This is a genomic window from Flagellimonas algicida (genome assembly GCF_049629585.1).
GTDB lineage: Bacteria > Bacteroidota > Bacteroidia > Flavobacteriales > Flavobacteriaceae > Flagellimonas.
Map to the genome: position 1 here is coordinate 1,223,243 of NZ_JBMYIX010000001.1, position 22,521 is coordinate 1,245,763.

Here is a 22,521-nt window from a genome sequence, read left to right on the forward strand (position 1 = left end):
GTCTTAAATACTTAATCTCAGAATTTTCGAGGTGCAAATTTAATGATTTCTTTGATACCTCCAACTTTAAAAATGGAAAAAAGAAAAAAACTACCTTTAGCTGTAACAAAATTATGCTTTTTGCCACTAACAAACAGATCAACACTAAAAACTTTTTATATGGAAGAACAACAACTAAAAACCGGTAAATTCGCTCTTAACTATGGCCTTTTATTAGGCCTGGTCTCTGTAGTATTCGGGGTAATGCTATACACACAAAAGATGCATTACGAAATGAGCACTCCAATCATGATCGTTTCCGTTATTTTAACGGCCGTAGCCATTTTTATGGGCGTCAATGCATTTAAAAAGGCCAATGGAGGATATCTTAAAATCGGGGAAGCTTTAAAGGTAGCTGTTGGCATTGCATTGATTTCTGCCATTATCTCGCTATTGTACCAATATGTCCTTACCAACTTCATAGAACCTGATTTTATTGACAAGGCCATGGAAATCGCAAAACCAAAAACCTTTGAACAAAATCCATCGCTTACGGAAGAACAATGGGAACAAGGTGTGACGATGCGGAAAAAGATGAACTGGATAAGTTACCCCATCGGTTTGATCATCAGTTGCGTCATTGGCTTGGTCTTGGGTTTGATCACCGGTCTTATTTTGAAAAAGGCAAAACCTGCCTACTAAGGCAAAAAATACTACTTTTGAAGGGAATTCCAGAAACAAGAAATGCAGATTTCCATTGTAATTCCTTTACTTAACGAGCAAGAATCGCTCAACGAACTGCATGATTGGATTGTACGTGTAATGCAATCCAATCATTTTTTATATGAGATCATCTTTATTGATGATGGCAGTACGGACGGATCTTGGGAAACGATTACCCATCTCTCCGAAAAGAATGGACATGTAAGGGGAATCCGTTTTTTAAAGAATTATGGGAAGTCCCAAGCCCTCCACGCCGGGTTCAAGGCAGCACAGGGCAATGTGGTCATCACCATGGATGCCGATCTACAGGACAATCCCGAGGAAATCCCAGAACTGTACCAATTGATTGTCCAAGGAGGCAACCAAGTAGTTTCGGGCTGGAAGAAAAAAAGGTACGACTCCGTCATCACCAAAAATATCCCATCCAAATTGTTCAATTGGGCCGCCCGGAGAACCTCTGGGGTAAAACTGCACGATTTTAACTGTGGTTTAAAAGCCTTTGATCATAACGTGGTGAAGACCATAGAAGTTTCTGGCGAAATGCATCGCTACATACCCGTGTTGGCCAAAAATGCCGGGTTCACAAAGATTACCGAAAAGGTCGTTCAACACCAAGCTCGAAAATACGGCACCACAAAATTTGGAGTGGAACGCTTCATCAATGGATTTTTGGACCTGATCACCATTTGGTTCGTTTCCAAATTTGGCAGGCAACCCATGCACCTTTTTGGAGCCATGGGGGTTTTAATGTTCATCGTAGGCTTCGGATTTTCCCTCTATTTGGGCATAGACAAGCTGTTTTTGAACCCAACCGGACGCCTGATCACACAACGACCGCAATTCTATATCGCCCTGACTGCCATGATCATAGGCACCCAAATGTTTTTGGCGGGGTTTATTGGTGAAATCATGGTTCGCTCCAGAAAAAATGATACACGGTATACCATTTCCAATAAAATCAATCTTTAGGGGTTTGCAACCCATAATCTTTGTATTTTTAAGACAATAAATTTTAGCTAAACACTATGGACGCCATTACTTCCACAGCACAATCCTGGCTGACCGATTTTTTTGATGATGCCACAAAAAAAGAAATCCAAAACCTGATCCAGAACGACCCAGAAGAACTCAAGGAACGCTTTTACAAGGATTTGGAATTTGGCACAGGGGGCATGCGAGGCATTATGGGTGTGGGCACCAATAGAATCAATAAATATACCTTGGGGAAGAACACCCAAGGTCTCAGCAATTATTTAAAGAAAACGTATTCCGACTCCGACCTTAAAGTGGTGATAGCCTATGATTGTAGGCATAATTCGGATACGCTGTCCAAAACCGTGGCCAATGTCTTTGCGGCCAACGGCATCAAGGTATATCTGTTCTCCGAACTACGCACCACCCCCGAACTATCCTTTGCAGTTCGTTATTTGGGTTGCCATGCGGGGATTGTCCTCACGGCTTCCCACAATCCACCGGAATATAACGGATACAAAGTATATTGGGCAGATGGCGGTCAAATTGTCCCGCCCCAAGATGGCGAGATCATCGCGGAAATCGATTCCCTTTCCTTTGAGGATATCAAATTCAATGCCGATGAAAGTCTGATTCAACATATTGACAAAGAGGTAGACGAGGCCTTCTTTAAAGCTTCTGTGGAAAATGGCAGTTTCAATACCAAAGGCAAGGATGATTTCAAGATTGTGTTCACCTCCTTGCACGGCACTTCCATCACGGCCATTCCAGAGGTATTGAAACGCGCAGGCTACAAAAATGTCACTATCATTGAAGAACAGGCAAAGCCCGATGGTGGATTCCCCACAGTGGCATCCCCCAATCCGGAAGAACCGGAAGCACTGGCCATGGCCATCGCAAAAGCCGAAGAAATTGGTGCGGACATGGTGGTGGGTACCGACCCGGACAGTGACCGCTTGGGAATAGCCGTTAGAAACCTTGAAGGGAAAATGGAACTGCTCAACGGCAACCAAACCATGGTGCTGATGACCAAATTCTTGTTGGACCGCTACAAGGAAAAGGGATTTAAAGGCAACGAATTCATAGCCTCAACCATCGTATCCACTCCCATGGTGGAACAAATGGCAAAAGCCTATGGAGTAGAGTACAAGACGGCTTTGACCGGCTTTAAATGGATCGGTAAAATGATCAAGGATTTCCCCAACTCCAAATTTATTGGGGGCGGTGAGGAAAGCTTTGGGTATATGGTGGGGGATTTTGTCAGGGACAAGGATGCCGTTACCGCTACCCTACTCGCCTGCGAAGCCGCTTCCAGTGCCAAGGCCGAAGGAGGTTCTTTCTATAAGGAACTGATCAACTGTTTTGTCAAGTTTGGGTTCTATAAGGAGAAGTTGATTTCCTTGACCAAAAAAGGCATCAGTGGCGCAGAGGAAATCAAACAAATGCTCATGGATTTCAAAGAAAATCCTGTGGAATCCGTGCAAGGGTCCAAATTATTGTGGGTTGAGGATTACAATACCTCCATCGCCAAAAATGTGCAAACCGGTGAGGAAAAAACCATCAACCTGCCCAAATCCAATGTGTTGATTTACGAAACCGAGGACGGTACCCGAATCGCCGCCCGTCCCAGCGGTACGGAACCCAAAGTGAAGTTTTACATCAGTACAAATGCCAAATTGGACAAGGCCGAGGATTTTAAATCCGTAAATTCGCAGTTGGAAGCCAAAATAGACGGCATCCTTTCCGAACTGAATTTGTAGGTGAATGAACTACTTTAGAAAGATTCTCCGTTTTGCGGGACCTTACCGTAAATACGGTTTTTTGAACATTTTCTTCAATATCCTCTATGCGCTTTTCAGTGCGTTGTCCTATGCTGCCCTTATCCCAATGCTCAATGTTTTGTTTGATAAGACCCAGCAAGTGCACACTCCTCCAAAATTGGAAGGCATCGGTGGATTGAAGGATTACTTCATGGACTACATGAACTACCAAGTCACCCAGTATTCGGGAAATGACCCCATGAAAGGGCTTATTTTGGCGGTGGGGCTGATTTTGTTCCTGTTCCTGTTCAAAAACATCTTCAACTATTTGGCCATGTACTTTATCACGTTTTTACGGAATGGGGTACTCAAGGACATCCGGAACAAGATGTACGAAAAGATTGTGGACCTCCCCATTTCCTATTTTTCGGAAAAGAAAAAAGGGGACGTCATTGCACGGATCACTTCCGATGTACTGGAAATACAGCATTCCTTCCTCTCCATTTTGGAATTGATCGTACGGGAACCCCTAACCATATTGTTCACGATCATTGTAATGTTCCTGATCAGTGTGAAGCTTACCATTTTTGTGTTCATTTTTATTCCCATTGCCGGAATGATCATCTCCCGAATTGGTAAATCCCTCAAACGCAAATCGGACCGGGTCCAAAAAGAACAGGGCGAGTTCCTTTCCATCGTGGAAGAGACCTTGAGCGGACTGCGGGTCATCAAAGCTTTCAATGCTGAATCCAAATTCTTTAAGACCTTCCAAAATTCCACCATTCGTTTTTTCAAGTTCTCCAACTCCTTGTTGAACCGACAGAACTTGGCATCGCCAACGGGAGAGTTCTTGGGGATATTGGTCTTTGGGGTGCTGTTGTGGTTTGGAGGCCGGATGGTATTATTGGAAGGCTCGTTGGACGCAGCCTCCTTTATTTCCTACATGGGTCTGGCCTTTAATATTCTTACTCCGGCCAAGGCCATAAGCAAGGCCTCTTACGGGGTTAAAAAAGGAAACGCCGCTGCGGAACGGGTCTTGGAAATCCTGGAATCGGAAAATCCCATTAAAGATGCCGAAAATGCATTGGAAAAAACCGATTTCAACCAAGGTATTGAGCTTCAAAATGTATCTTTCAAATATGAGGACGATTATGTGCTGAAAAACTTCAACCTAAAAGTTGATAAGGGCCATACCGTAGCCTTGGTGGGTCAATCCGGAAGCGGGAAGAGTACCGTGGCCAATCTGGTCACCCGTTTCTACGATGTCAATAAAGGGGAAATCCTCATTGACGGGACCAACATCAAACAAATCTCCAAAAAGTCCCTTCGCGGGCTTATGGGACTGGTGACCCAGGATTCCATTTTGTTCAATGACACGGTGAAGAACAACATTGCCATGGGCAAGGAAAATGCCACCACCGAAGAGATTGTTGCCGCAGCCAAAGTGGCCAACGCCCATGAATTTATCATGGAACTTCCGCATGGGTACGACACCAACATTGGAGACAGTGGCAATAAATTAAGTGGCGGACAAAAACAGCGGCTCTCCATTGCCAGGGCCGTACTCAAAAACCCACCGATCATGATCTTGGATGAGGCTACTTCGGCCTTGGATACCGAAAGTGAACGCTTGGTACAGGATGCACTGGAGAAAATGATGAAAAACCGCACCTCCATTGTCATTGCACACCGCCTGTCCACCATCCAAAATGCGGACTCCATTGTGGTGTTGAACAAAGGTGAAATTGTGGAACAGGGTACCCATGAAGAGCTTATGAAGTCCGAAAAAGGCTATAAAAAGCTCGTAGAGATGCAATCGTTCTCCTCCTAAAAAGAAGACGCACATTAGAGAAAATTAGGGCAATTCGTGTCAAACCTCTAAAAGTTCAAATATCAAGTTCAAGCTCAAACCATCTTTGCCCAAATTTTGGTTTCCGATTACTAAGGTCTGAATATTTAATATTTGAATAGATTTCCCACAGCTCCTTCGACTTCGCTCAGGACAGGGCTCGAAATGACATCCGGTACATTCGTGCAAATTGGTGCCATTCGTGTCAGACCTTTTGAAAGCTCAAATTTCAAAATCAAGTTCAACGCTACCTAAACTCCGGGGTCCGATTTCTGATTTCTGATTGGCAAAACAGATTTCCCACACCTCCTCCGACTTCGTTCTGGACAAGGCTCGAAATGACAATTGTTTATTTTTCATTATTAATTGTCCATTGAAAATTGCTTATTGGCACTCATCCGTCAACTCAAACGGGGCATCCGTCAATTGTCCTCCTCTTTCTTCTGATTTCTTCTCTTTCTTGCCGAAAATTTTAAATTATGAAGAAAATTATTCAACGAACATCATTTATCATGTTCCTAAGTTTAGCAGTTTTTTCCTGCAGTAAAGAAGACAACACCTCAAATGATTCCTTGGAAAACTCCCCTTCCATTACAGGCTTTAGCCCTTCATTAGGTGCAGAGGGCACAATGGTTACCATTATTGGGGAAAACTTTAGTCCAAATTCGGTCAATACCGTTGTAAAATTCGGAACAGTTCTAGCCACTGTGGACAATACCACAGCTTCTTCAATACAAGTTTTGGTTCCCGAAGGAGCGAAAACTTCCAAAATCAACATTATTGTAGAAGGCAAGAGCGTTACCAGTACCGGAACTTTTTCGGTACTCAAATAACATCACAAGAAAGTACCATTCCCATATTTTGATTTATTTGATGGAAGTACCCCCCGCTTAAGCGGGGGTTTTCTTTTTATTAAAATATTCGTGCAAATTGGTGTAATTCGTGTCAAACCCCTAAAAGTTCAAATATCAAGTTCAAGCTCAAACCATCTTTGCCCAAATTTTGGTTTCCGATTTCTGAGGTCTGATTTCTGACAACTGAACCCTATGCACCAAAACAGATTTCTCACGTTCGTTCGAAATAACGGTCTCACATTACTCATTGTTAATTGTCCATTGAAAATTGCCAATTGCATTAAACCTTTTACCCCTATCTTAGTCAAAGCACCAAATTGTACGGACAATTGATTGTCGAAGAAGCCCTAATCAAAGAACTCAAACAAAAGGAAAGCCAAGCAAAGGCCTTTGAGGTGTTGGTGAACACTTACAAAGAACGCCTATATTGGCACATCCGAAGAATTGTCCTGGACCATGACGATGCCGATGACGTGCTGCAAAATACCTTTATTAAAGTATATCGTAACATTGACGGCTTTAAAGGCGAAAGCAAGCTGTATTCTTGGCTGTACCGTATCGCCACCAATGAATCGCTGACCTTTTTAAAGCAGAAATCCAAGAAAGCCGGAATCAGTGATGAGGAACTCAAAAACCGCATGGTGGAGAACCTGCAATCCGATGTATATTTTGAAGGGGACGAGATCCAATTGAAATTGCAAAGGGCCCTGGCCACCCTGCCGGACAAACAAAAGCTGGTCTTCACCATGAAATACTTTCAGGAAATGAAATATGGGGACATTTCCGAGGCCTTGGAAACCTCGGTCGGCGCACTAAAGGCCTCCTATCATTTGGCCGTAAAGAAAATTGAATCGTATCTTAAGGAAAATTAAACCTTTGGCTTGTTTTGGAGTCAAATTAAGGACATGAAAAAGGATAAAAAAAATAGTTTCAATACCCCGGAAGGCTACTTTGACAGCTTCCATGATCGGCTTATGGCCCGGATGGAAAAAGAGGCCCAAACGGATTCCGTTATCCCAAAATCGGATGGTTTTGCCATTCCCGAAGGCTATTGGGATGGGGTAACCCCAAAAATCATGTCCAAAACAGTCAAGGAAAATGGTAAGGTCATCCAGTTAAAATCCTATAGAACGTTTTACTATGGTGCCGCTGCCGTGGCCGCAGTCTTTGTTTTGGTCTTCGGCATCAACTGGAAATCCACTCCAACCGTTGCATTTGATGACTTGGCCAATGCCGAGATAGATGAGTATTTTGAAAGTAATGAGCTGGATATCAATACCTATGAACTTGCCGAACTGGTCTCGTTGGACAATGTGGAATTGAACGATGTTTTGGAACAGGATCTGGATGCCGAAAATATTTTGCAATATTTGGATGAAACCGTAGACGATATTGACGAACTAAACTTAGATTACAGCGATTATGAATAAAAGAATACTCATACTGTTCGCTCTGTTGATGGGAACCGCTTACTTGCACGCCCAAGGTCCGGTCAGGGACCGTATAAAGACCCTAAAAGTGGCCTTTATCACGGAAAGGGTTGGGCTCACCAGTCAGGAAGCACAACAATTTTGGCCCATCTACAACGCCCATGAGGAAACTCTGGAGAACATTAGAAGAAAGGAACGCAGGGAGCTTCGCTCCCGAATATCCCTGGCCCAAGACTTAACGGACAGTGAATCTTCCACCCTTTTGAACAATCTTATGGCCCTTCAGAAAGAAAAGCACAATGCCGAACAGGATTTCATCACAAAAATCAGGACGGTCATCTCGGCCAAAAAAACATTGCTGCTCATCAAGGCCGAAGAGGATTTTAAAAAGCGTTTGTTGCAGCAATACCGGAAACATAATGGAGGGGAATAACTCCCATCACTTCAAAAAATAAAAGAGCCTTAAGGCTCTTTTTTTGATTAAACCTTTTTCAACAACCCAAGTCTTACCCATATAAACCCTTAAAATCCATTAGTCATGAAAAGTTTAAAAACAATTTTGATCATAGTCGCCCTTATAGGAAGTATGACGGTGGCCAATGCGCAGAGAACTGTAATAAGAACATATCCAGCTTATGGAACCGTAGTGACCACCATAAACCGCCCCCATGTGGTGGTACATAAGAACAAGAACTTTTATTATGCCGATGGCATTTGGTACAGAGCCCGAGGCAGAAGCTATGTGGTCTGCGCCGCACCCAGCGGGGTTAAAGTATCCGTTTTGCCCAGAGGGTCCAAGGTGGTCTATGTTAACGGCAGAAGATTATACCAATACAGAGGGGTTTGGTATAAAAGAACAGGACGATATTACAGGGTCGTTACCGTATAGTTTTTTTGATTTGGTTAGTTGTTGAACAAAGGAGCGGCGATATCTCGTCGCTCTTTTTTTATTGGAAGACCAATTTCGCAATCCTGTTTTTTCCAGCGGCAAAAGCGACCGTATCATTCAAAAAGCGTAAGGTATAAAAAGACTCCTCACTCATGGATTTCCAGCTTTCACCTCCGTTGGCCGAATAGGAAATCCCTGTAAAGCCTACGGCCACCAATCCTTTTCCTTCGGAATTGGGAACAAACTGCACACAACTTTTATAGCCAGGGTCTTGACCATCGGCAATTAAATTCCAAGTTTTACCACCATCTTGGGTGATGATCTTGTTGGCGGTATTGGCATCCGGTTGGGTATAATCCCCACCAACGGCAAAACCTATACTTTCATTATAAAAGGCCATGGAATAGATGCCTTGTGTAGGTTCTTCATGAATGATGGGACTCTGCTGTACGCTCCAGGTGGCTCCCTTATCAGAAGAATGATAGATTCTCCCCTCCGTGGTACCAATCCACACGTGATTGCCTGCAATGGCAATATTGCTGTTGCTTGCCGCAAAGGCTCCTTCGCCCTCAACTCCTTCTGGAAGATTTTCACAGGATATCTTGGACCAGGTCTGTCCCCCATTCGTGGTAAGGATAATGGACAGACAACCATTCACAGTGTCCCCAACGGCAATACCTTCCTCGTCATTCCAAAAGGCCATGGCATCATAAAATACGCCTTCGCCCTCTTCTTTATATACCACTTCCATTTTTCCCCGATCACCCGTTTTGTACAACAAAGCCGGATTCGCCACGGAAAGCATGAAAAAATCTGTGGACGTATTTCCAACGGCCCTAAACTCGGGAACAATGGAATCGTACTTCTGGATATTGGTCCGTACTTTTTGGGTCCTCACATCCACCGTTCCATAGGTACCTCTACTTCCCGCAAAGGCCAAGGTATTGTTGTCCAAAAAAGTAATGGCCCTGATGCTCACCGAATCTTCATAAACCGGGGTCACGGATACCGTTTTAAATGGCTGGGATTGTTTTTCATCAATACAAGAAACCAAGATTATGGCCAATAGCATACCAACAGAAAATCGCATAGTGGATATTTTGCTATAAAAGTAAGTAGAAATGATACCTTTGCAACTTATTTTATACCATGCGCTTACATCGAAATCTTGTTTTTGCCGTTATAGATGCCCTGAACCTCATTTTCAATGAGGGGGAATATGCCGATAAGGTCATTGAAAAAGTATTGCGTTACGACAAGCGTTGGGGCGCACGGGACCGCGGTTTTATTGCAGAAACCACCTATGACATTGTTCGATGGAAGCGGTTGTATGCTGAAATTGCCGAAGCCCACGAACCGTTCACCCGTCCCCATTTATTTCGACTATTCGCTGTTTGGTGTGTGTTGAAAGGGATTCGCATCCCGGACTGGAAACAGTTGGAAGGCACTCCAGAGCGTCGCATAAAAGGACGGTTTGATGAGCTTTCAAAAATTAGAAAGTTTAGGGAATCCATTCCCGATTGGATGGATGAATTGGGTGAAAAATCCTTGGGCAACAAACTTTGGACCAAGGAAATCGCCGCACTCAACCAACAGGCAGATGTGATTCTCCGTACCAATACTTTAAAGATTCAAAAGAATCAACTCCGGTCGTTTTTGGCCAAGGAAGATATTGAAACTCAAATCTTGGATGGTTATCCAGACGCTCTGCTGCTCAAGGAACGGAAAAACGTATTTGTCACTTCCGCTTTCAAAGATGGACTTTTTGAAGTGCAGGATGCTTCATCGCAGTTGGTAGCCCCTTTTTTAGAGGTTGAACCTGGACAACGTGTGGTGGACGCCTGTGCCGGAGCGGGTGGTAAAACCCTCCACTTGGCCTCCCATATGGAAAATAAGGGGCAGCTTATTGCGCTGGATATTTATGAGAGTAAACTCAAAAAGTTGAAGGTCAGGGCCCGTCGAAATGGGGTGCACAATATGGAGACCCGGGCCATAGATTCCACCAAGGTGATCAAAAAACTGTACAACAGCGCCGACCGTTTGTTGTTGGATGCGCCTTGTTCCGGTCTAGGGGTCATCAAAAGAAATCCTGACTCCAAATGGAAGCTGGAGCCTGAGTTCATTGACCGTATCATTGGGGTTCAACAAGATATCCTACAGAACTACAGCAAGATGCTCAAAAAAGGTGGACAAATGGTCTATGCTACCTGTTCCATCCTTCCCCAAGAAAACTCGGAGCAAGTCAAAAAATTCCTCGAATCTGAAAATGGAAAGGATTTTGAGTTCATCAGGGAGAAAAACGTGTATGCCTCTGAAAGTGGTTTTGACGGATTTTATATGGCCTTACTCAAAAGGAAAGCCTAAATACTGTCACATCGAGCGCAGTCGAGATGTGCCTAACGGTTTTCGGCCACACTCGATATAACATTTCAACAACTTTTATTTTTTTACCGTAGGGTATTCCACGCCCAATTGTTCCAAATAGGTATCGTATTTGGTCTCGTCGAAGTAGTACTTCTGCAATTCCGAGCGATAGGTGTCCTGCTTATCCTTGTTCAAATACGTAGGCGGCATATCATCCGCAGCGATCATGGGTTGGTATTTGGTCTCTTTGCTCTGTTCATTGTTGAAGTAATCCCATGCTCCTTTGAGCAACTCAGGATTTAAGAAAAAGTCCAATAAGGTCATCGCTTCGGCCTTGGCCCCGGCCGTAACCCCCTTGTGGGCAATGGGAGTGGCCATAGCTATGGCGTTGCTCCAATGATGCCCCTGCAATCCCGGGATATTGGAAGGAAAACGCATGGTAACCGTGGGCACCTTCCAAGAGATATCACCAATATCATCCGAACCACCGCTAACAGGCTCCAATACAGGAAGCCCCAGTTCGGCCAATTCGGTAGGAAGCCCTTCGGTTTTCTCCGAGCCCACTTCCATCTGGACAGCTTTGGCCAGGGCTTGGTCGGCCGCAGACCAAGTAGGCAACCCTACTTGTTTGATGTTTTCATACATGGTCTCCGCAATCACTTTATTGTAATGTCTGGGCCATGCCGTACCCAAAACCCTGGAGGTCATTTTGGTTCCTGTCATCAATGCAGCACCTTTGGCAATATCGTTGGCTTCGGCATACATCTCCATGATACCTTCATACTTGATATCCCTGAAATAAAACCAAATGGCCGCCTTGGAGGGTACCACATTGGGCTGATCTCCTGCATCGGTAAAGATGGAATGGGACCGTTTCAACGGGTGTAGATGCTCCCGTTTGTAGTTCCAGCCTATATTCATGAGCTCCGCAGCATCCAAGGCACTTTTGCCCCGCCATGGGGCACCGGCCGAATGAGCCGCCTCTCCCTCAAAAAGGTATTCCACCGAAATCAGGCCCGTTCCGCGGGTTGGGCCCCATGAGACCCCAAAATTGTTGCCCACATGGGTAAAGATGCACATGTCGATATTGTCAAAAAGACCATCCCGAACGTACCATGCCTTGGCGGCCACCAATTCTTCGGCAATACCAGGCCATAGAATCAAAGTGCCCCCAATATTTTCGCGTTCCATGATCTGTTTTACCGCCAAAGCGGAGGTGATGTTCAACGGAATACCGGAATTATGGCCCTCTCCATGACCGGGAGCCCCGTCAACAATAGGCTTGTGATAGGCCACCCCAGGATATTGGGAGGCTTTGGGAATGCAATCCACATCACTCCCCAAGGCAATTACGGGACCATCCCCGTTGCTCCAAGTGGCAAACCAAGCTGTGGGAATCCCAGAAATGGAATGTTCAATGGTAAATCCATTGTTCTCAAGAATCCCGGTCAGATATTTGGAGCTTTCCTCTTCCTGAAAACCCAGCTCGGCAAAACTGAAGATTTTGTCCACCATCACTTGGGACTGTTTGGCATGGTCCTCCACGATTTGGGCAGCTTCGGACTTTAATTTTTCAATGTGTCGTTTGGAATATTGTTTTTGCGCAGTTGCCGTAGCAATACAGCAAAGAAGAAGGAACCCGGACGATAGGGTCTTGAACATTTTCATACGGTTGGATTTTGAATTAGCAAGTATCTTCCTAAAATACAAATAAATCGGTTTGCATTTTGACACTTCCGAGGCGATGCTGTTTTTTGACAATACCTATCGAATCCTTGCTATACTCCTAATGAAGTTTTTCAGAACATGTTTAATAAAATTAAGCTGTTCCCTTTCCTCCAATTCAATGATCAAAAAAACAAAGACTACAATCATTAATCCAACAACCAAGTATTTTACATTCTTTTTTGCCCAATACTTGTTTTGTTCGATTTCCATAACACATGAAATCTATCCAAAATATCCATCATAAGGGGAACCCAATTCACCAATACCCCTTTTGAATTGATGGTTGGGCATTTTTTCCTTTAAAACACCATGAATTAATTAACATCCTTGGTTTAAAACTCGAAACGAAGAGGTTTAAAAATAAAACTGAAAACCGTAAATTTGCACTTTCTCAAACCGTTCAATCCATACATTGTATGATTCATTTTTTTGGGGACAAGGCTAACAAGGTTTTTGCCGTCCAGACCACTCAAGAAATTACTCAGGAAGACAACAGTAAACTAACATGGTTGTTTGGCAACCAACCCAAGATTGAAGCGGCGTCACTGGACGCCTTTTTTGTTGGGCCTCGTGCCGCCATGGTGACCCCTTGGAGTACCAATGCCACGGAAATCACCCAGAATATGGGCATTGTTGGCATCCTGCGGATTGAAGAGTTCCACGCCGTTGTGGAAGACCATACCGATTACGACCCTATGCTGTTTCAAAAATACAAAGGGTTGGACCAAGACATATACACCATTGCCGTTGTTCCGGAACCCATTTTGGAAATTGACGACATCGCGGCTTACAACCAAAAAGAAGGTTTGGCCCTGAGTGATGAGGAAGTGACCTACTTGGAAGACCTTTCCAAAAAATTGGGTCGAAAATTGACCGACTCCGAGGTTTTTGGTTTCAGTCAGGTGAATTCGGAACACTGTAGACATAAAATATTCAACGGTACCTTTGTCATTGATGGCAAGGAAATGCCTTCCTCATTGTTCAAGCTCATTAAAAAAACCTCAGAAGCCAATCCGAATGATATTGTTTCGGCCTATAAGGATAATGTAGCGTTCATTGAGGGGCCAAAAGCCATTCAATTTGCGCCAAAAAGTGCGGACAAGCCCGATTACTACGAAGAAAAAGAATTTGATTCCGTCCTATCCCTAAAAGCAGAAACCCACAACTTCCCGACCACCGTTGAACCTTTCAATGGTGCTGCCACAGGTTCAGGAGGGGAAATCCGGGACCGCTTGGCTGGAGGAAAAGGATCTTTGCCTTTGGCAGGAACCGCGGTATATATGACCTCCTACTCCCGTTTGGAAGAAAATCGTCCTTGGGAAAAGGGTATGGCTAAGCGCGATTGGCTATATCAGACCCCCATGGACATTTTGATCAAAGCCTCCAATGGGGCTTCCGATTTTGGCAACAAGTTTGGTCAACCCCTCATTGCTGGCTCCGTACTCACCTTTGAGCATCAGGAAGAAGCCCGTAAGCTTGGGTTTGACAAGGTAATCATGATGGCCGGCGGTATTGGCTATGGAAAAAAGGACCAAGCCTTGAAGGATACCCCCAAGAAAGGAGACAGAATAGTCGTTCTAGGTGGTGACAATTATCGTATTGGAATGGGCGGTGCAGCAGTTTCAAGCGCCGATACAGGGGAATTCAGTTCTGCCATTGAGTTGAATGCCGTGCAGCGTTCCAACCCTGAAATGCAAAAAAGGGCTTCCAATGCAGTTCGCGGACTTTTGGAAAGCCATGATAACCCCATTGTCTCCATCCATGACCACGGAGCCGGTGGACACCTCAACTGTTTGTCGGAACTTGTGGAAGATACGGGTGGTACCATCAACACGGATAAACTCCCTGTTGGAGACCCTACCCTATCCAAAAAAGAACTTATCGGCAACGAATCCCAAGAACGCATGGGACTCGTCATCGGAGAAAAGGATTTAGACTTATTGGACCGCGTAGCCGCCCGTGAACGTGCCCCTATGTACAATGTGGGCGAGGTCACTGGCAACCACCGGTTTACTTTTGAATCAGAAAAAACAGGTGAAAAACCAATGGATTTGGAACTTTCGGATATGTTCGGAAGCTCTCCCAAGACCATTATGGAGGACACCACCTCTCAACAAATCTACCCTGCCCTATCCTATTCCTTGGAGCATTTCCACGACTATTTGGAGCAGGTACTGCAACTGGAAGCCGTGGCCTGCAAGGATTGGCTCACCAATAAGGTGGATCGTTGTGTGGGTGGCCATGTGGCCAAACAACAATGTGCCGGCCCTCTTCAACTACCCTTGAACAACTGTGGGGTAATGTCCTTGGATTTCAAGACCAAGGAAGGTATTGCCACCAGTATTGGGCACTCCCCCATTTCTGCATTGATAGATGCCAAGGCCGGTAGCAGAAATAGTGTGGCCGAGGCCTTGACCAATATCGTATGGGCTCCTTTGAAAGATGGCTTGAAATCAGTATCACTCTCCGCCAACTGGATGTGGCCTTGCCGAAATGAAGGTGAAGATACCCGTTTGTACGAGGCCGTTGAGTCCCTCTCCGATTTTAGTATTGCGTTGGGCATCAATGTTCCCACTGGGAAGGATTCCCTCTCCATGAAGCAAAAATATAAGGATAGTGAGGTTTTGTCCCCCGGAACCGTGATTGTTTCCGCAGCGGCCAATTGTAACGACATTACCAAAGTAGTGGAGCCTGTCCTACAAAAAGATGGTGGGGACCTCTATTACATCAATATTTCCAAGGATGGGCATAAACTGGGAGGTTCTTCCTTTGCCCAAATCTTGAATGGCATTGGTGATGAAACCCCATCGGTTTTGGATGCTGACTATGTAAAGACTGTTTTCAATACTTTACAGGAACTCATCAAAAAAGATCAGATTTTGGCCGGGCATGATGTGGCTTCAGGTGGTTTGATCACCACCCTTTTGGAGCTCTGCTTTGCCGATAATGACCTTGGAGCGGAATTGGACCTATCTAGCCTTGGGGAAACGGATATCATCAAGCTTTTGTTCAGTGAAAATGCCGGCGTAGTGTTCCAAGCCAAGGACAACTCCGTGGAACGTACACTCCAAGAAGCAGGCATCGATTTTGCAAAAATTGGAACCCCCACTTCAGAAAGCACCTTGAAAATCAAAAACAATGGGGTGGAAATTGGATTGAACATTGCTTCGCTTCGCGATACCTGGTTCAAGACTTCCTATTTATTGGACAACAGGCAAACGGCCAAAGGCTTGGCCAAAAATCGATACGAGAATTACAAAAACCAGCCTTTACAATACATTTTTCCTGAAAGTTTTGATGGGAAACTGTCATCTCGAGCGCAGTCGAGAGATAACAGCCGACCCAAAGCAGCCATTCTTCGTGAAAAAGGAAGCAACTCCGAACGCGAAATGGCCAATGCCATGTACTTGGCCGGGTTTGATGTAAAGGATGTGCACATGACCGACCTCATCTCGGGTAGGGAGACCTTGGAGGACATTCAGTTTTTGGGTGCCGTGGGCGGTTTTTCCAACTCCGATGTTCTGGGCAGTGCCAAGGGATGGGCCGGCGCAATCAAATACAACGAAAAGGCCAACAAAGTGATCAATGATTTCTTTGCCCGCCCCGATACGCTTTCGGTTGGTATCTGCAACGGTTGCCAGTTGTTCATGGAATTGGACCTCATCAATCCCGAACACGAAACCCATGGCAAAATGACCTATAATGAGTCTGGGAAACACGAGAGCAATTTCACATCGGTAAAAATCCAAGAGAACAACTCGGTAATGCTGTCCAACTTGGCCGGAACCACATTGGGGGTATGGATTTCACATGGCGAGGGGAAATTCAGTCTTCCCCATGATGAAAGCGACTATGGCATCGTGGCCAAATACGGCTACGAAGGTTATCCCGCCAATCCCAACGGAAGCGATTACAACACCGCTATGCTCTGTGACAAAACCGGAAGGCATTTGGTGACCATGCCGCATATTGAACGGTCTACCTTTCCATGGAACTGGGCCCACTATCCAAAGGATAGGAATGATGTGGTATCGCCTTGGCTCCAAGCTTTTGTAAATGCAAGGGAATGGATAATGAATGTAAAATAGCCCCCTTAGACCATAACTTTTAAAACCAAAATGTGAATAACCAACCTTATTCTGTAAAAACAGTCTTTTTAGCCTGTGCGACCCTCTTGACTTTGACCACAGCATGTGTGCGTGAACATAGAAGTTTCACGGCAGATGAAATCAATTTGTTGCCCCAACCCAATGAAGTGCAATTATCCGAAAACTCCTTTGCATTGGAGGATGGGATGACCATTGCTTTTTTAAATGATAAGGCACAAAAAGTTGCCCATAAACTAAGTGATGACCTTTCCTCTTTGACGTCAACAAAAATATACGTGTCCGATTCCGGTAATGGAAATATTGTTTTTGATCTAGATCCAAATTTAGGGAAGGAAGCCTATACATTGGAAGTGTCACCAAAAGGAATCACTATTTCTGCAAACACTTCGGCCGGATTTTTCTACGGAAGTGAAACCTTAAAGCAACTGGTTGTAAAAGATGCCCAAGAATCACTCCGGCTCATTCCTTCGATTACGATAAAAGATTCGCCCCGATTTGGATGGCGGGCCTATATGTTGGATGAGGCACGCTATTTTCATGGGACTGATTTTGTCAAAAAAATATTGGACCAGATGGCATCGCTAAAAATGAATGTTTTTCATTGGCACCTGACAGATGATGCCGGATGGCGGGTCGAAATAAAAAAATACCCCAAACTTACTGAAGTAGGAGCCTTTAGAAGTGATTCTGAAATCGAAACCTGGGGCAGCGGTAAATTGTCGGGCGAAGCGCACGGCGGTTTTTACACCCAAGAACAGATCATGGAATTGGTGGCCTACGCTGCCGAAAGACATATTACCATTGTACCGGAATTTGAGATTCCCGGCCATAGCAGTGCTGCAATTGCCTCATATACTTGGCTTGGGACTGCTGGTGAGGATATTGATGTCCCTGTAAAGTTTGGTCGCCATTATGACAACTATGATGTGACCAATCCCAAGGTGGAACAGTTTGTCAAGGATGTACTGTTGGAACTTTTTGAACTCTTTCCTTCAGAAGTAATCCATATTGGTGGCGATGAAGTAGGTTACGAAGTCTGGAACAAAAGCAAACATGTACAAGACTACATGGAGGCAAATGGAATAACCACCGTTGCGGACCTTCAGATAGGGTTCACCAATAAAATTTCCAGATTCATTGAGCAACATAATAGACGTATGATGGGTTGGAACGAAATCATGGGCAAAAATATCCATGATGATTTTGAGGAAAAGAAAGATGACAAAGATGCAGAGACCGAACTGGCCAAGAACATAGTGGTCCATTTTTGGAAAGGGGATTTGGAACTGGCCACCAGTGCGGCCCAAGAAGGTTATGGCATTGTCAATTCACTTCACAGCAATACCTACCTTGATTATGATTACAAAAGCATCCCGTTGGAGAAAGCCTATGGTTTTGATCCCATTCCCAAAGGACTGGAGCCACAATACCATAAAAACATCTATGGACTTGGCTGTCAGATGTGGTGCGAATGGACTCCGACCAACAAAGATGTGGAACGGCAAACATTCCCTAGAATTGCAGCTTATGCCGAGGTAGGTTGGACAAATACGGAAAACAAAGACTTCAACAATTTTTTAAAAGCCTTGCAGGTAAAGCAGCAGGAGTGGGATATCCTTGGTATCAACTATGCCAAAATCTTGGAAGAGTAGCATTCTTCATTCAATCAAGATTGAATACAAACGTGTAAGAGCCTTCTTTTTGAAGGCTTTTTTGATATCCCTGTTTAAGTATTCATCAAAATGAATAGGGTATGGTTGAATTTTTCATTTTAAAATCCCGCTTCCTTTCCCTATTTTGCAATTACCTAATAGAAACTTAGTATGCAAAACGTTACCCGATTGTTTGATTTCCCCTATTACCAGTTGAACAAACTTCCGCTGGAAAAGTCATTGGTCACCAAATACAATGGCAAATGGGTAGCAACCTCGACCCAAGAATATATAAACAAGGCCAATGCCATTAGCAGGGGCCTGTTACGTTTGGGTGTACAGCCCAACGACAAGATTGCCATAATTTCTATGACCAACCGAACGGAATGGAACATTATGGACATTGGAGTGCTCCAGATCGGGGCGCAGACCGTTCCCATTTACCCAACCATTTCCGAAGAGGATTACGAATATGTACTGAACCATTCCGAAGCTAAGTATTGTTTTGTTTCCTGTGATGAGGTACTCCAAAAAATACTGTCCATCAGCGATAAATTGAAAAAGTTGAAGGATGTATATTCCTTTGACCAACTGGACAACTGTAAAAATTGGGGGGAAGTCTTGGAAAAAGGAGCGGACGATTCCAACCAAGATGAGGTGGAAAAACTGAAAGACCAGGTGAAGCCAGAAGATTTGGCCACTTTGATCTATACGTCGGGTACCACGGGAAGACCCAAAGGGGTCATGTTATCCCATGACAATATTGTGTCCAACGTAATTTCCAGTGAGACAAGAGTACCTTTTGAAACTGGTGGTAGTGCCCTAAGTTTTTTGCCCGTCTGTCACATTTTTGAACGAATGATCCTCTACCTCTACCAATATTGTGGTATTGAAATCCATTTTGCCGAAGGGTTGGACAAAATCAGCGATAACGTCAAAGAGGTAAAGCCCAACGTAATGACAGTGGTTCCCCGATTGTTGGAAAAGGTCTATGATGCCATCATTGCCAAAGGAACCTTACTTACTGGGGTGAAAAAGAAATTGTTCTTCTGGGCCGTGGATCTGGGCCTGAAATATGAACCCTACGGCAAAAACGGTTGGTGGTACGAAAAACAACTGGGCCTCGCCAGAAAGCTCATCTTTAGCAAATGGCAAGAAGGGCTGGGTGGAAACCTTACGGTCATGGTATCTGGGAGTGCCGCTTTGCAACCCCGGTTGGCCCGTGTATTTGCCGCAGCAGGCATGCCGGTCATGGAAGGTTACGGCCTCACCGAGACCTCTCCTGTAATTGCCGTGAATGACCAACGGAACAAAGGCTGGAAAATAGGTACGGTTGGCCGTATCATTGATGGGGTTGAAGTGAAAATCGCCCAGGATGGCGAAATCCTCTGCAAAGGACCCAATGTAATGATGGGCTACTACAAAGACCCTGAAAAAACCGCCGAAGTACTCACCGATGGTTATTTCCATACCGGGGACATTGGCGAAGTGGATGCCGATGGCTTTTTGCGCATCACGGACCGTAAAAAGGAAATTTTCAAGACCTCTGGCGGAAAGTACGTGGCGCCACAGTTATTGGAAAACCGATTTAAACAATCCCGCTTTATAGAACAGATCATGGTGGTGGGCGAAGGCGAAAAAATGCCCGCGGCCTTGATACAACCTAATTTTGAATTCCTGCACGAGTGGGCCAAACGTCATAAGGTAACAGTAGGGGAAAACTCGGATATTGTCCTCAACGACAAGGTCATTGCCCGTTTCCAAGAAGAAGTGGATCTGGCCAACGAGGATTTTGCCAAGTGGGAAAAGGTAAAGCAGTTCCGTTTGACCCCGGATGTTTGGAGTGTGGACAGTGGCCACCTGACCCCTACCATGAAACTGCGCAGAAAAATCGTAAAGGAAAAGTATCTAGACCTCTACAATGATATTTATGGGCATTGATGGGTTGACTCCTAAAAATAAAAGGGGAAACCAAATTGGTTTCCCCTTTTTAATAATTCATTTTTTCTCTTATCAGCTGTTTGTAAAGTTATTGACACTCGCTATCGCCCGAAATCTGCCATCCATAGGTATTTATGAGTTCATTTCTTGCATCTATGGCTTCTTGTCCACAGTATACAAGTCCATCTGCCCCCAAAATAATATCAGACGGGATATTCTGTTGACCAGACCAGCCTATAAGAGTATTGCTATAATTGCTTTGGTCGAGTCCAGAGAAATTTAGCATGTCGTGCATTTGAGTAACATTTGCTATATTCCAATTGCCCAAGTCTTGGTTGAAACTATTTGCATGATCAAACATCGTTCCCATATTCGTAACGTTGGAGACATCCCAATCCCCAATCTCACCATTAAAAGCGGTAGCCCCATAGAACATGGAATTCATTGAGGTGACTTGGGACAAGTCTGGAGCATCCGTGGCATTATACTGCATATCTAAACATAGATAAAAAGCTCCTACCATAGATTTCCATTGGATATTGCCCCATTGGTCTATACTTTTTAATTGTTCGATTGTTTGCCCTACCGCATTCATTTTTATGGCAGGGAAATCACCTACTATGGCCACGGTATATGTTCCTGCCGTTTCATAAGGGTGAAATATTCCAGTTGGATTACTTGTTGTGATACTATTGATTGAGCCATCTCCCCAGTTTATCGTAAAGTCATAATCGAACAGTGATTCCAAACCAATTTGAATATTCTCATTATCGGTTGTGGTCTCCCAAGTGGTCACAAAAGCATTCTTGTCATCGGGGTGGGCCTCGGGCACATCGATTACGGTAATATACATCCATGCCTCCACAATGTTTTCCCCGTCACTTGCCGTTACAATAATACCAAATTCATGGGCGGTTTCATAATCCAAGGAGACTCCCTCTATCAATGTCAATTGGCCATCCGCTGAAATGGCAAATAACGGCTCGTTTATGGAATACCCATCATTCTGTTTAATCTCAAAGGTCAAGTCGTCGTCGTCCATAGCCACCACAGTGCCAATCACATCCATATCACCTATGTTCTCCGCCACTTCAAAACTTTGGCCCTCCAATTGTGGGGACTGGTTCGTTGCAGCCAGGTTCACAGACACGTACACCTCTTCTTGGGTGCTGTCCGTTCCATCATCTACCTTGATGACCAAGGTATGTAAAGGTTTGGTTTCATAGTCCAAGCTCTTTCCGCTGATCAGGCTCAACTTGCCGTCCATTGTAATCTTGAATAGGCCATCGCTGTTGGTGGCAACGGAAAAGCTCAGGTCATCCCCATCATCATCAGTGGCCTCAACGGTACCAATGATGGTAGTATGGTCTATATCTTCATTGGCATCAAAGGTTTGGGATCCTTTGATACTTGGTGGACGGTTTGTTTCTTCTGATGATATCGCGTCATCCTTTCCACAGGAAACCACCATCAGAACAAAAAAAGCCGTGTAAAGCAATCTTTTTAATTTCATGATTTTTGGGTTTTTGGATTAAAACAGCAATTTGGGCAATCCAAGGGGTTTTTTGTGGGCTGAATTGACGGATGGCCCGTTTGGGTTGACGGATGGGGTTTCAATAAGCAATGTTCAATTAACAATGACCAATTCTTTGATAGGGAAAACTCAAACTTTTTGTGTATCTTACTGTACCTCTTGCCATTTGGCGTATTGTCGAAAAATCCTTTATCCAGAATATTATTCCTTTTTGAGTTAACTTAAATTTATTATGCATGCATAATAAATTTGTTTATATTTGAGGAAACCAAACTAGGCTATGAAGGATTTGACCATTGATTATGCATTGCGGGCTACATGGCAGGCGGTCAGTAGAATGTACAATGAAGAGGCCAAGAACTATGGCATCACCATGGCCATTGGTTTTACCCTTTTGAGCATTGACCCCAAAAAAGGAACACCAAGTACTGCCCTGGGACCTAAAATGGGCATGGAGGCCACAAGCTTATCCAGAATTTTAAAAAATATTGAGGAAAGAGGGTATATTCAGCGTAAACCCAACCCTAACGATGGTAGAGGGGTGCTGATACATTTAACCGCCTTGGGCTTGGAGAAACGAGAAGAATCCAAGGGAGTGGTACTCCGGTTCAATGATGTGGTCAAGGAACACATCGCCGAAGAGGATTTGGTCGGTTTTTTTAACACCGTTGAAATCATAAACAAACTTATTTCCGATAAAAAAGTGTACATAAAAACAACTAATTAAAACAAGCATT

Annotated in this window: 17 protein-coding genes; 14 read left to right on the forward strand and 3 right to left on the reverse strand. The window is 44.4% G+C overall.

The genetic code is table 11. From position 1 onward, the window contains the following. Nucleotides 1–159 precede the first annotated feature (159 nt). The 9 genes from ACPD8L_RS05525 to ACPD8L_RS05565 all read left to right on the forward strand — a co-directional run bounded on the left by ACPD8L_RS05525 (nt 160) and on the right by ACPD8L_RS05565 (nt 8,456). Nucleotides 160–681 (forward strand): DUF4199 domain-containing protein, encoded by a 522-nt coding sequence (locus ACPD8L_RS05525; RefSeq protein WP_421809648.1) that lies wholly within the window; start codon nt 160–162, stop codon nt 679–681. A gap of 42 nt (nt 682–723) precedes the next feature. After that, nucleotides 724–1,671, forward strand: a complete 948-nt coding sequence (locus ACPD8L_RS05530) for a glycosyltransferase family 2 protein (protein ID WP_116217999.1) — start codon at nt 724–726, stop codon at nt 1,669–1,671. A 56-nt stretch (nt 1,672–1,727) separates the two neighbouring features. Beyond that, a complete protein-coding gene (locus tag ACPD8L_RS05535; protein ID WP_423942424.1) occupies nt 1,728–3,434 on the forward strand; it encodes a phospho-sugar mutase in 1,707 nt (568 codons plus the stop codon). A gap of 4 nt (nt 3,435–3,438) precedes the next feature. Continuing rightward, the gene (locus ACPD8L_RS05540; protein WP_293301226.1) at nt 3,439–5,265 is read left to right on the forward strand and encodes an ABC transporter ATP-binding protein; all 1,827 of its coding nucleotides are present in this window, start codon (nt 3,439–3,441) and stop codon (nt 5,263–5,265) included. A 497-nt stretch (nt 5,266–5,762) separates the two neighbouring features. After that, nucleotides 5,763–6,116 carry an IPT/TIG domain-containing protein gene (locus ACPD8L_RS05545; RefSeq protein WP_293301228.1) on the forward strand — a complete coding sequence of 118 codons (354 nt, stop codon included), beginning with the start codon at nt 5,763–5,765 and terminating at the stop codon, nt 6,114–6,116. A gap of 350 nt (nt 6,117–6,466) precedes the next feature. Then, the gene (locus tag ACPD8L_RS05550; RefSeq protein WP_421809651.1) at nt 6,467–7,009 is read left to right on the forward strand and encodes an RNA polymerase sigma factor; all 543 of its coding nucleotides are present in this window, start codon (nt 6,467–6,469) and stop codon (nt 7,007–7,009) included. Nucleotides 7,010–7,042: 33 nt separating this feature from the next. Continuing rightward, the gene (locus ACPD8L_RS05555) at nt 7,043–7,567 is read left to right on the forward strand and encodes a hypothetical protein (RefSeq protein WP_421809652.1); all 525 of its coding nucleotides are present in this window, start codon (nt 7,043–7,045) and stop codon (nt 7,565–7,567) included. Next, the gene (locus tag ACPD8L_RS05560; RefSeq protein WP_421809653.1) at nt 7,560–8,000 is read left to right on the forward strand and encodes a hypothetical protein; all 441 of its coding nucleotides are present in this window, start codon (nt 7,560–7,562) and stop codon (nt 7,998–8,000) included. The genes ACPD8L_RS05555 and ACPD8L_RS05560 overlap by 8 nt, the downstream gene beginning before the upstream one ends. 105 nt (nt 8,001–8,105) lie before the next feature. After that, nucleotides 8,106–8,456 carry a DUF6515 family protein gene (locus ACPD8L_RS05565; RefSeq protein ID WP_421809654.1) on the forward strand — a complete coding sequence of 117 codons (351 nt, stop codon included), beginning with the start codon at nt 8,106–8,108 and terminating at the stop codon, nt 8,454–8,456. A 58-nt stretch (nt 8,457–8,514) separates the two neighbouring features. Here ACPD8L_RS05565 and ACPD8L_RS05570 read toward each other — a convergent pair whose 3' ends face one another. Continuing rightward, entirely contained in the window at nt 8,515–9,546 is a 1,032-nt protein-coding gene (locus ACPD8L_RS05570) for a WD40/YVTN/BNR-like repeat-containing protein (RefSeq protein ID WP_421809655.1), read from the reverse strand. A 59-nt stretch (nt 9,547–9,605) separates the two neighbouring features. On the opposite strand from ACPD8L_RS05570, the gene ACPD8L_RS05575 reads away from it, so the two are divergent. Continuing rightward, complete coding sequence (locus ACPD8L_RS05575; RefSeq protein ID WP_293301238.1) at nt 9,606–10,820, forward strand: RsmB/NOP family class I SAM-dependent RNA methyltransferase; 1,215 nt, start codon at nt 9,606–9,608, stop codon at nt 10,818–10,820. Nucleotides 10,821–10,895: 75 nt separating this feature from the next. Here ACPD8L_RS05575 and ACPD8L_RS05580 read toward each other — a convergent pair whose 3' ends face one another. Further along, nucleotides 10,896–12,488, reverse strand: coding sequence for a zinc-binding metallopeptidase family protein (locus ACPD8L_RS05580; RefSeq protein ID WP_423942427.1), 1,593 nt, complete (start codon nt 12,486–12,488; stop codon nt 10,896–10,898). A gap of 476 nt (nt 12,489–12,964) precedes the next feature. Between ACPD8L_RS05580 and purL the strand changes: the two genes are divergently transcribed. The 3 genes from purL to ACPD8L_RS05595 all read left to right on the forward strand — a co-directional run bounded on the left by purL (nt 12,965) and on the right by ACPD8L_RS05595 (nt 20,250). Beyond that, nucleotides 12,965–16,636, forward strand: a complete 3,672-nt coding sequence (gene purL, locus ACPD8L_RS05585; RefSeq protein ID WP_421809658.1) for a phosphoribosylformylglycinamidine synthase — start codon at nt 12,965–12,967, stop codon at nt 16,634–16,636. A gap of 32 nt (nt 16,637–16,668) precedes the next feature. Continuing rightward, nucleotides 16,669–18,309 (forward strand): beta-N-acetylhexosaminidase, encoded by a 1,641-nt coding sequence (locus ACPD8L_RS05590; RefSeq protein WP_421809659.1) that lies wholly within the window; start codon nt 16,669–16,671, stop codon nt 18,307–18,309. Nucleotides 18,310–18,480: 171 nt separating this feature from the next. After that, the gene (locus ACPD8L_RS05595) at nt 18,481–20,250 is read left to right on the forward strand and encodes an AMP-dependent synthetase/ligase (protein WP_293301244.1); all 1,770 of its coding nucleotides are present in this window, start codon (nt 18,481–18,483) and stop codon (nt 20,248–20,250) included. 88 nt (nt 20,251–20,338) lie between these two features. Here the strand turns inward: ACPD8L_RS05595 and ACPD8L_RS05600 are convergent, their stop codons facing one another. Next, nucleotides 20,339–21,763 carry a BspA family leucine-rich repeat surface protein gene (locus ACPD8L_RS05600; protein WP_423942430.1) on the reverse strand — a complete coding sequence of 475 codons (1,425 nt, stop codon included), beginning with the start codon at nt 21,761–21,763 and terminating at the stop codon, nt 20,339–20,341. A gap of 301 nt (nt 21,764–22,064) precedes the next feature. Between ACPD8L_RS05600 and ACPD8L_RS05605 the strand changes: the two genes are divergently transcribed. Continuing rightward, nucleotides 22,065–22,511: a MarR family winged helix-turn-helix transcriptional regulator gene (locus tag ACPD8L_RS05605; RefSeq protein ID WP_116218013.1), complete on the forward strand. Its 447-nt coding sequence runs from the start codon at nt 22,065–22,067 to the stop codon at nt 22,509–22,511. The last annotated feature ends 10 nt before the right edge of the window (nt 22,512–22,521 follow it).

Coding starts and splice junctions, on each gene's coding strand:
- ACPD8L_RS05525 (WP_421809648.1), top strand. CDS start 160: ATGGAAGAACAACAACTAAAAACCGGTAAATTCGCTCTTAACTATGGC.
- ACPD8L_RS05530 (WP_116217999.1), top strand. CDS start 724: ATGCAGATTTCCATTGTAATTCCTTTACTTAACGAGCAAGAATCGCTC.
- ACPD8L_RS05535 (WP_423942424.1), top strand. CDS start 1,728: ATGGACGCCATTACTTCCACAGCACAATCCTGGCTGACCGATTTTTTT.
- ACPD8L_RS05540 (WP_293301226.1), top strand. CDS start 3,439: ATGAACTACTTTAGAAAGATTCTCCGTTTTGCGGGACCTTACCGTAAA.
- ACPD8L_RS05545 (WP_293301228.1), top strand. CDS start 5,763: ATGAAGAAAATTATTCAACGAACATCATTTATCATGTTCCTAAGTTTA.
- ACPD8L_RS05555 (WP_421809652.1), top strand. CDS start 7,043: ATGAAAAAGGATAAAAAAAATAGTTTCAATACCCCGGAAGGCTACTTT.
- ACPD8L_RS05560 (WP_421809653.1), top strand. CDS start 7,560: ATGAATAAAAGAATACTCATACTGTTCGCTCTGTTGATGGGAACCGCT.
- ACPD8L_RS05565 (WP_421809654.1), top strand. CDS start 8,106: ATGAAAAGTTTAAAAACAATTTTGATCATAGTCGCCCTTATAGGAAGT.
- ACPD8L_RS05570 (WP_421809655.1), bottom strand. CDS start 9,546: ATGCGATTTTCTGTTGGTATGCTATTGGCCATAATCTTGGTTTCTTGT.
- ACPD8L_RS05575 (WP_293301238.1), top strand. CDS start 9,606: ATGCGCTTACATCGAAATCTTGTTTTTGCCGTTATAGATGCCCTGAAC.
- ACPD8L_RS05580 (WP_423942427.1), bottom strand. CDS start 12,488: ATGAAAATGTTCAAGACCCTATCGTCCGGGTTCCTTCTTCTTTGCTGT.
- purL (WP_421809658.1), top strand. CDS start 12,965: ATGATTCATTTTTTTGGGGACAAGGCTAACAAGGTTTTTGCCGTCCAG.
- ACPD8L_RS05595 (WP_293301244.1), top strand. CDS start 18,481: ATGCAAAACGTTACCCGATTGTTTGATTTCCCCTATTACCAGTTGAAC.
- ACPD8L_RS05600 (WP_423942430.1), bottom strand. CDS start 21,763: ATGAAATTAAAAAGATTGCTTTACACGGCTTTTTTTGTTCTGATGGTG.
- ACPD8L_RS05605 (WP_116218013.1), top strand. CDS start 22,065: ATGAAGGATTTGACCATTGATTATGCATTGCGGGCTACATGGCAGGCG.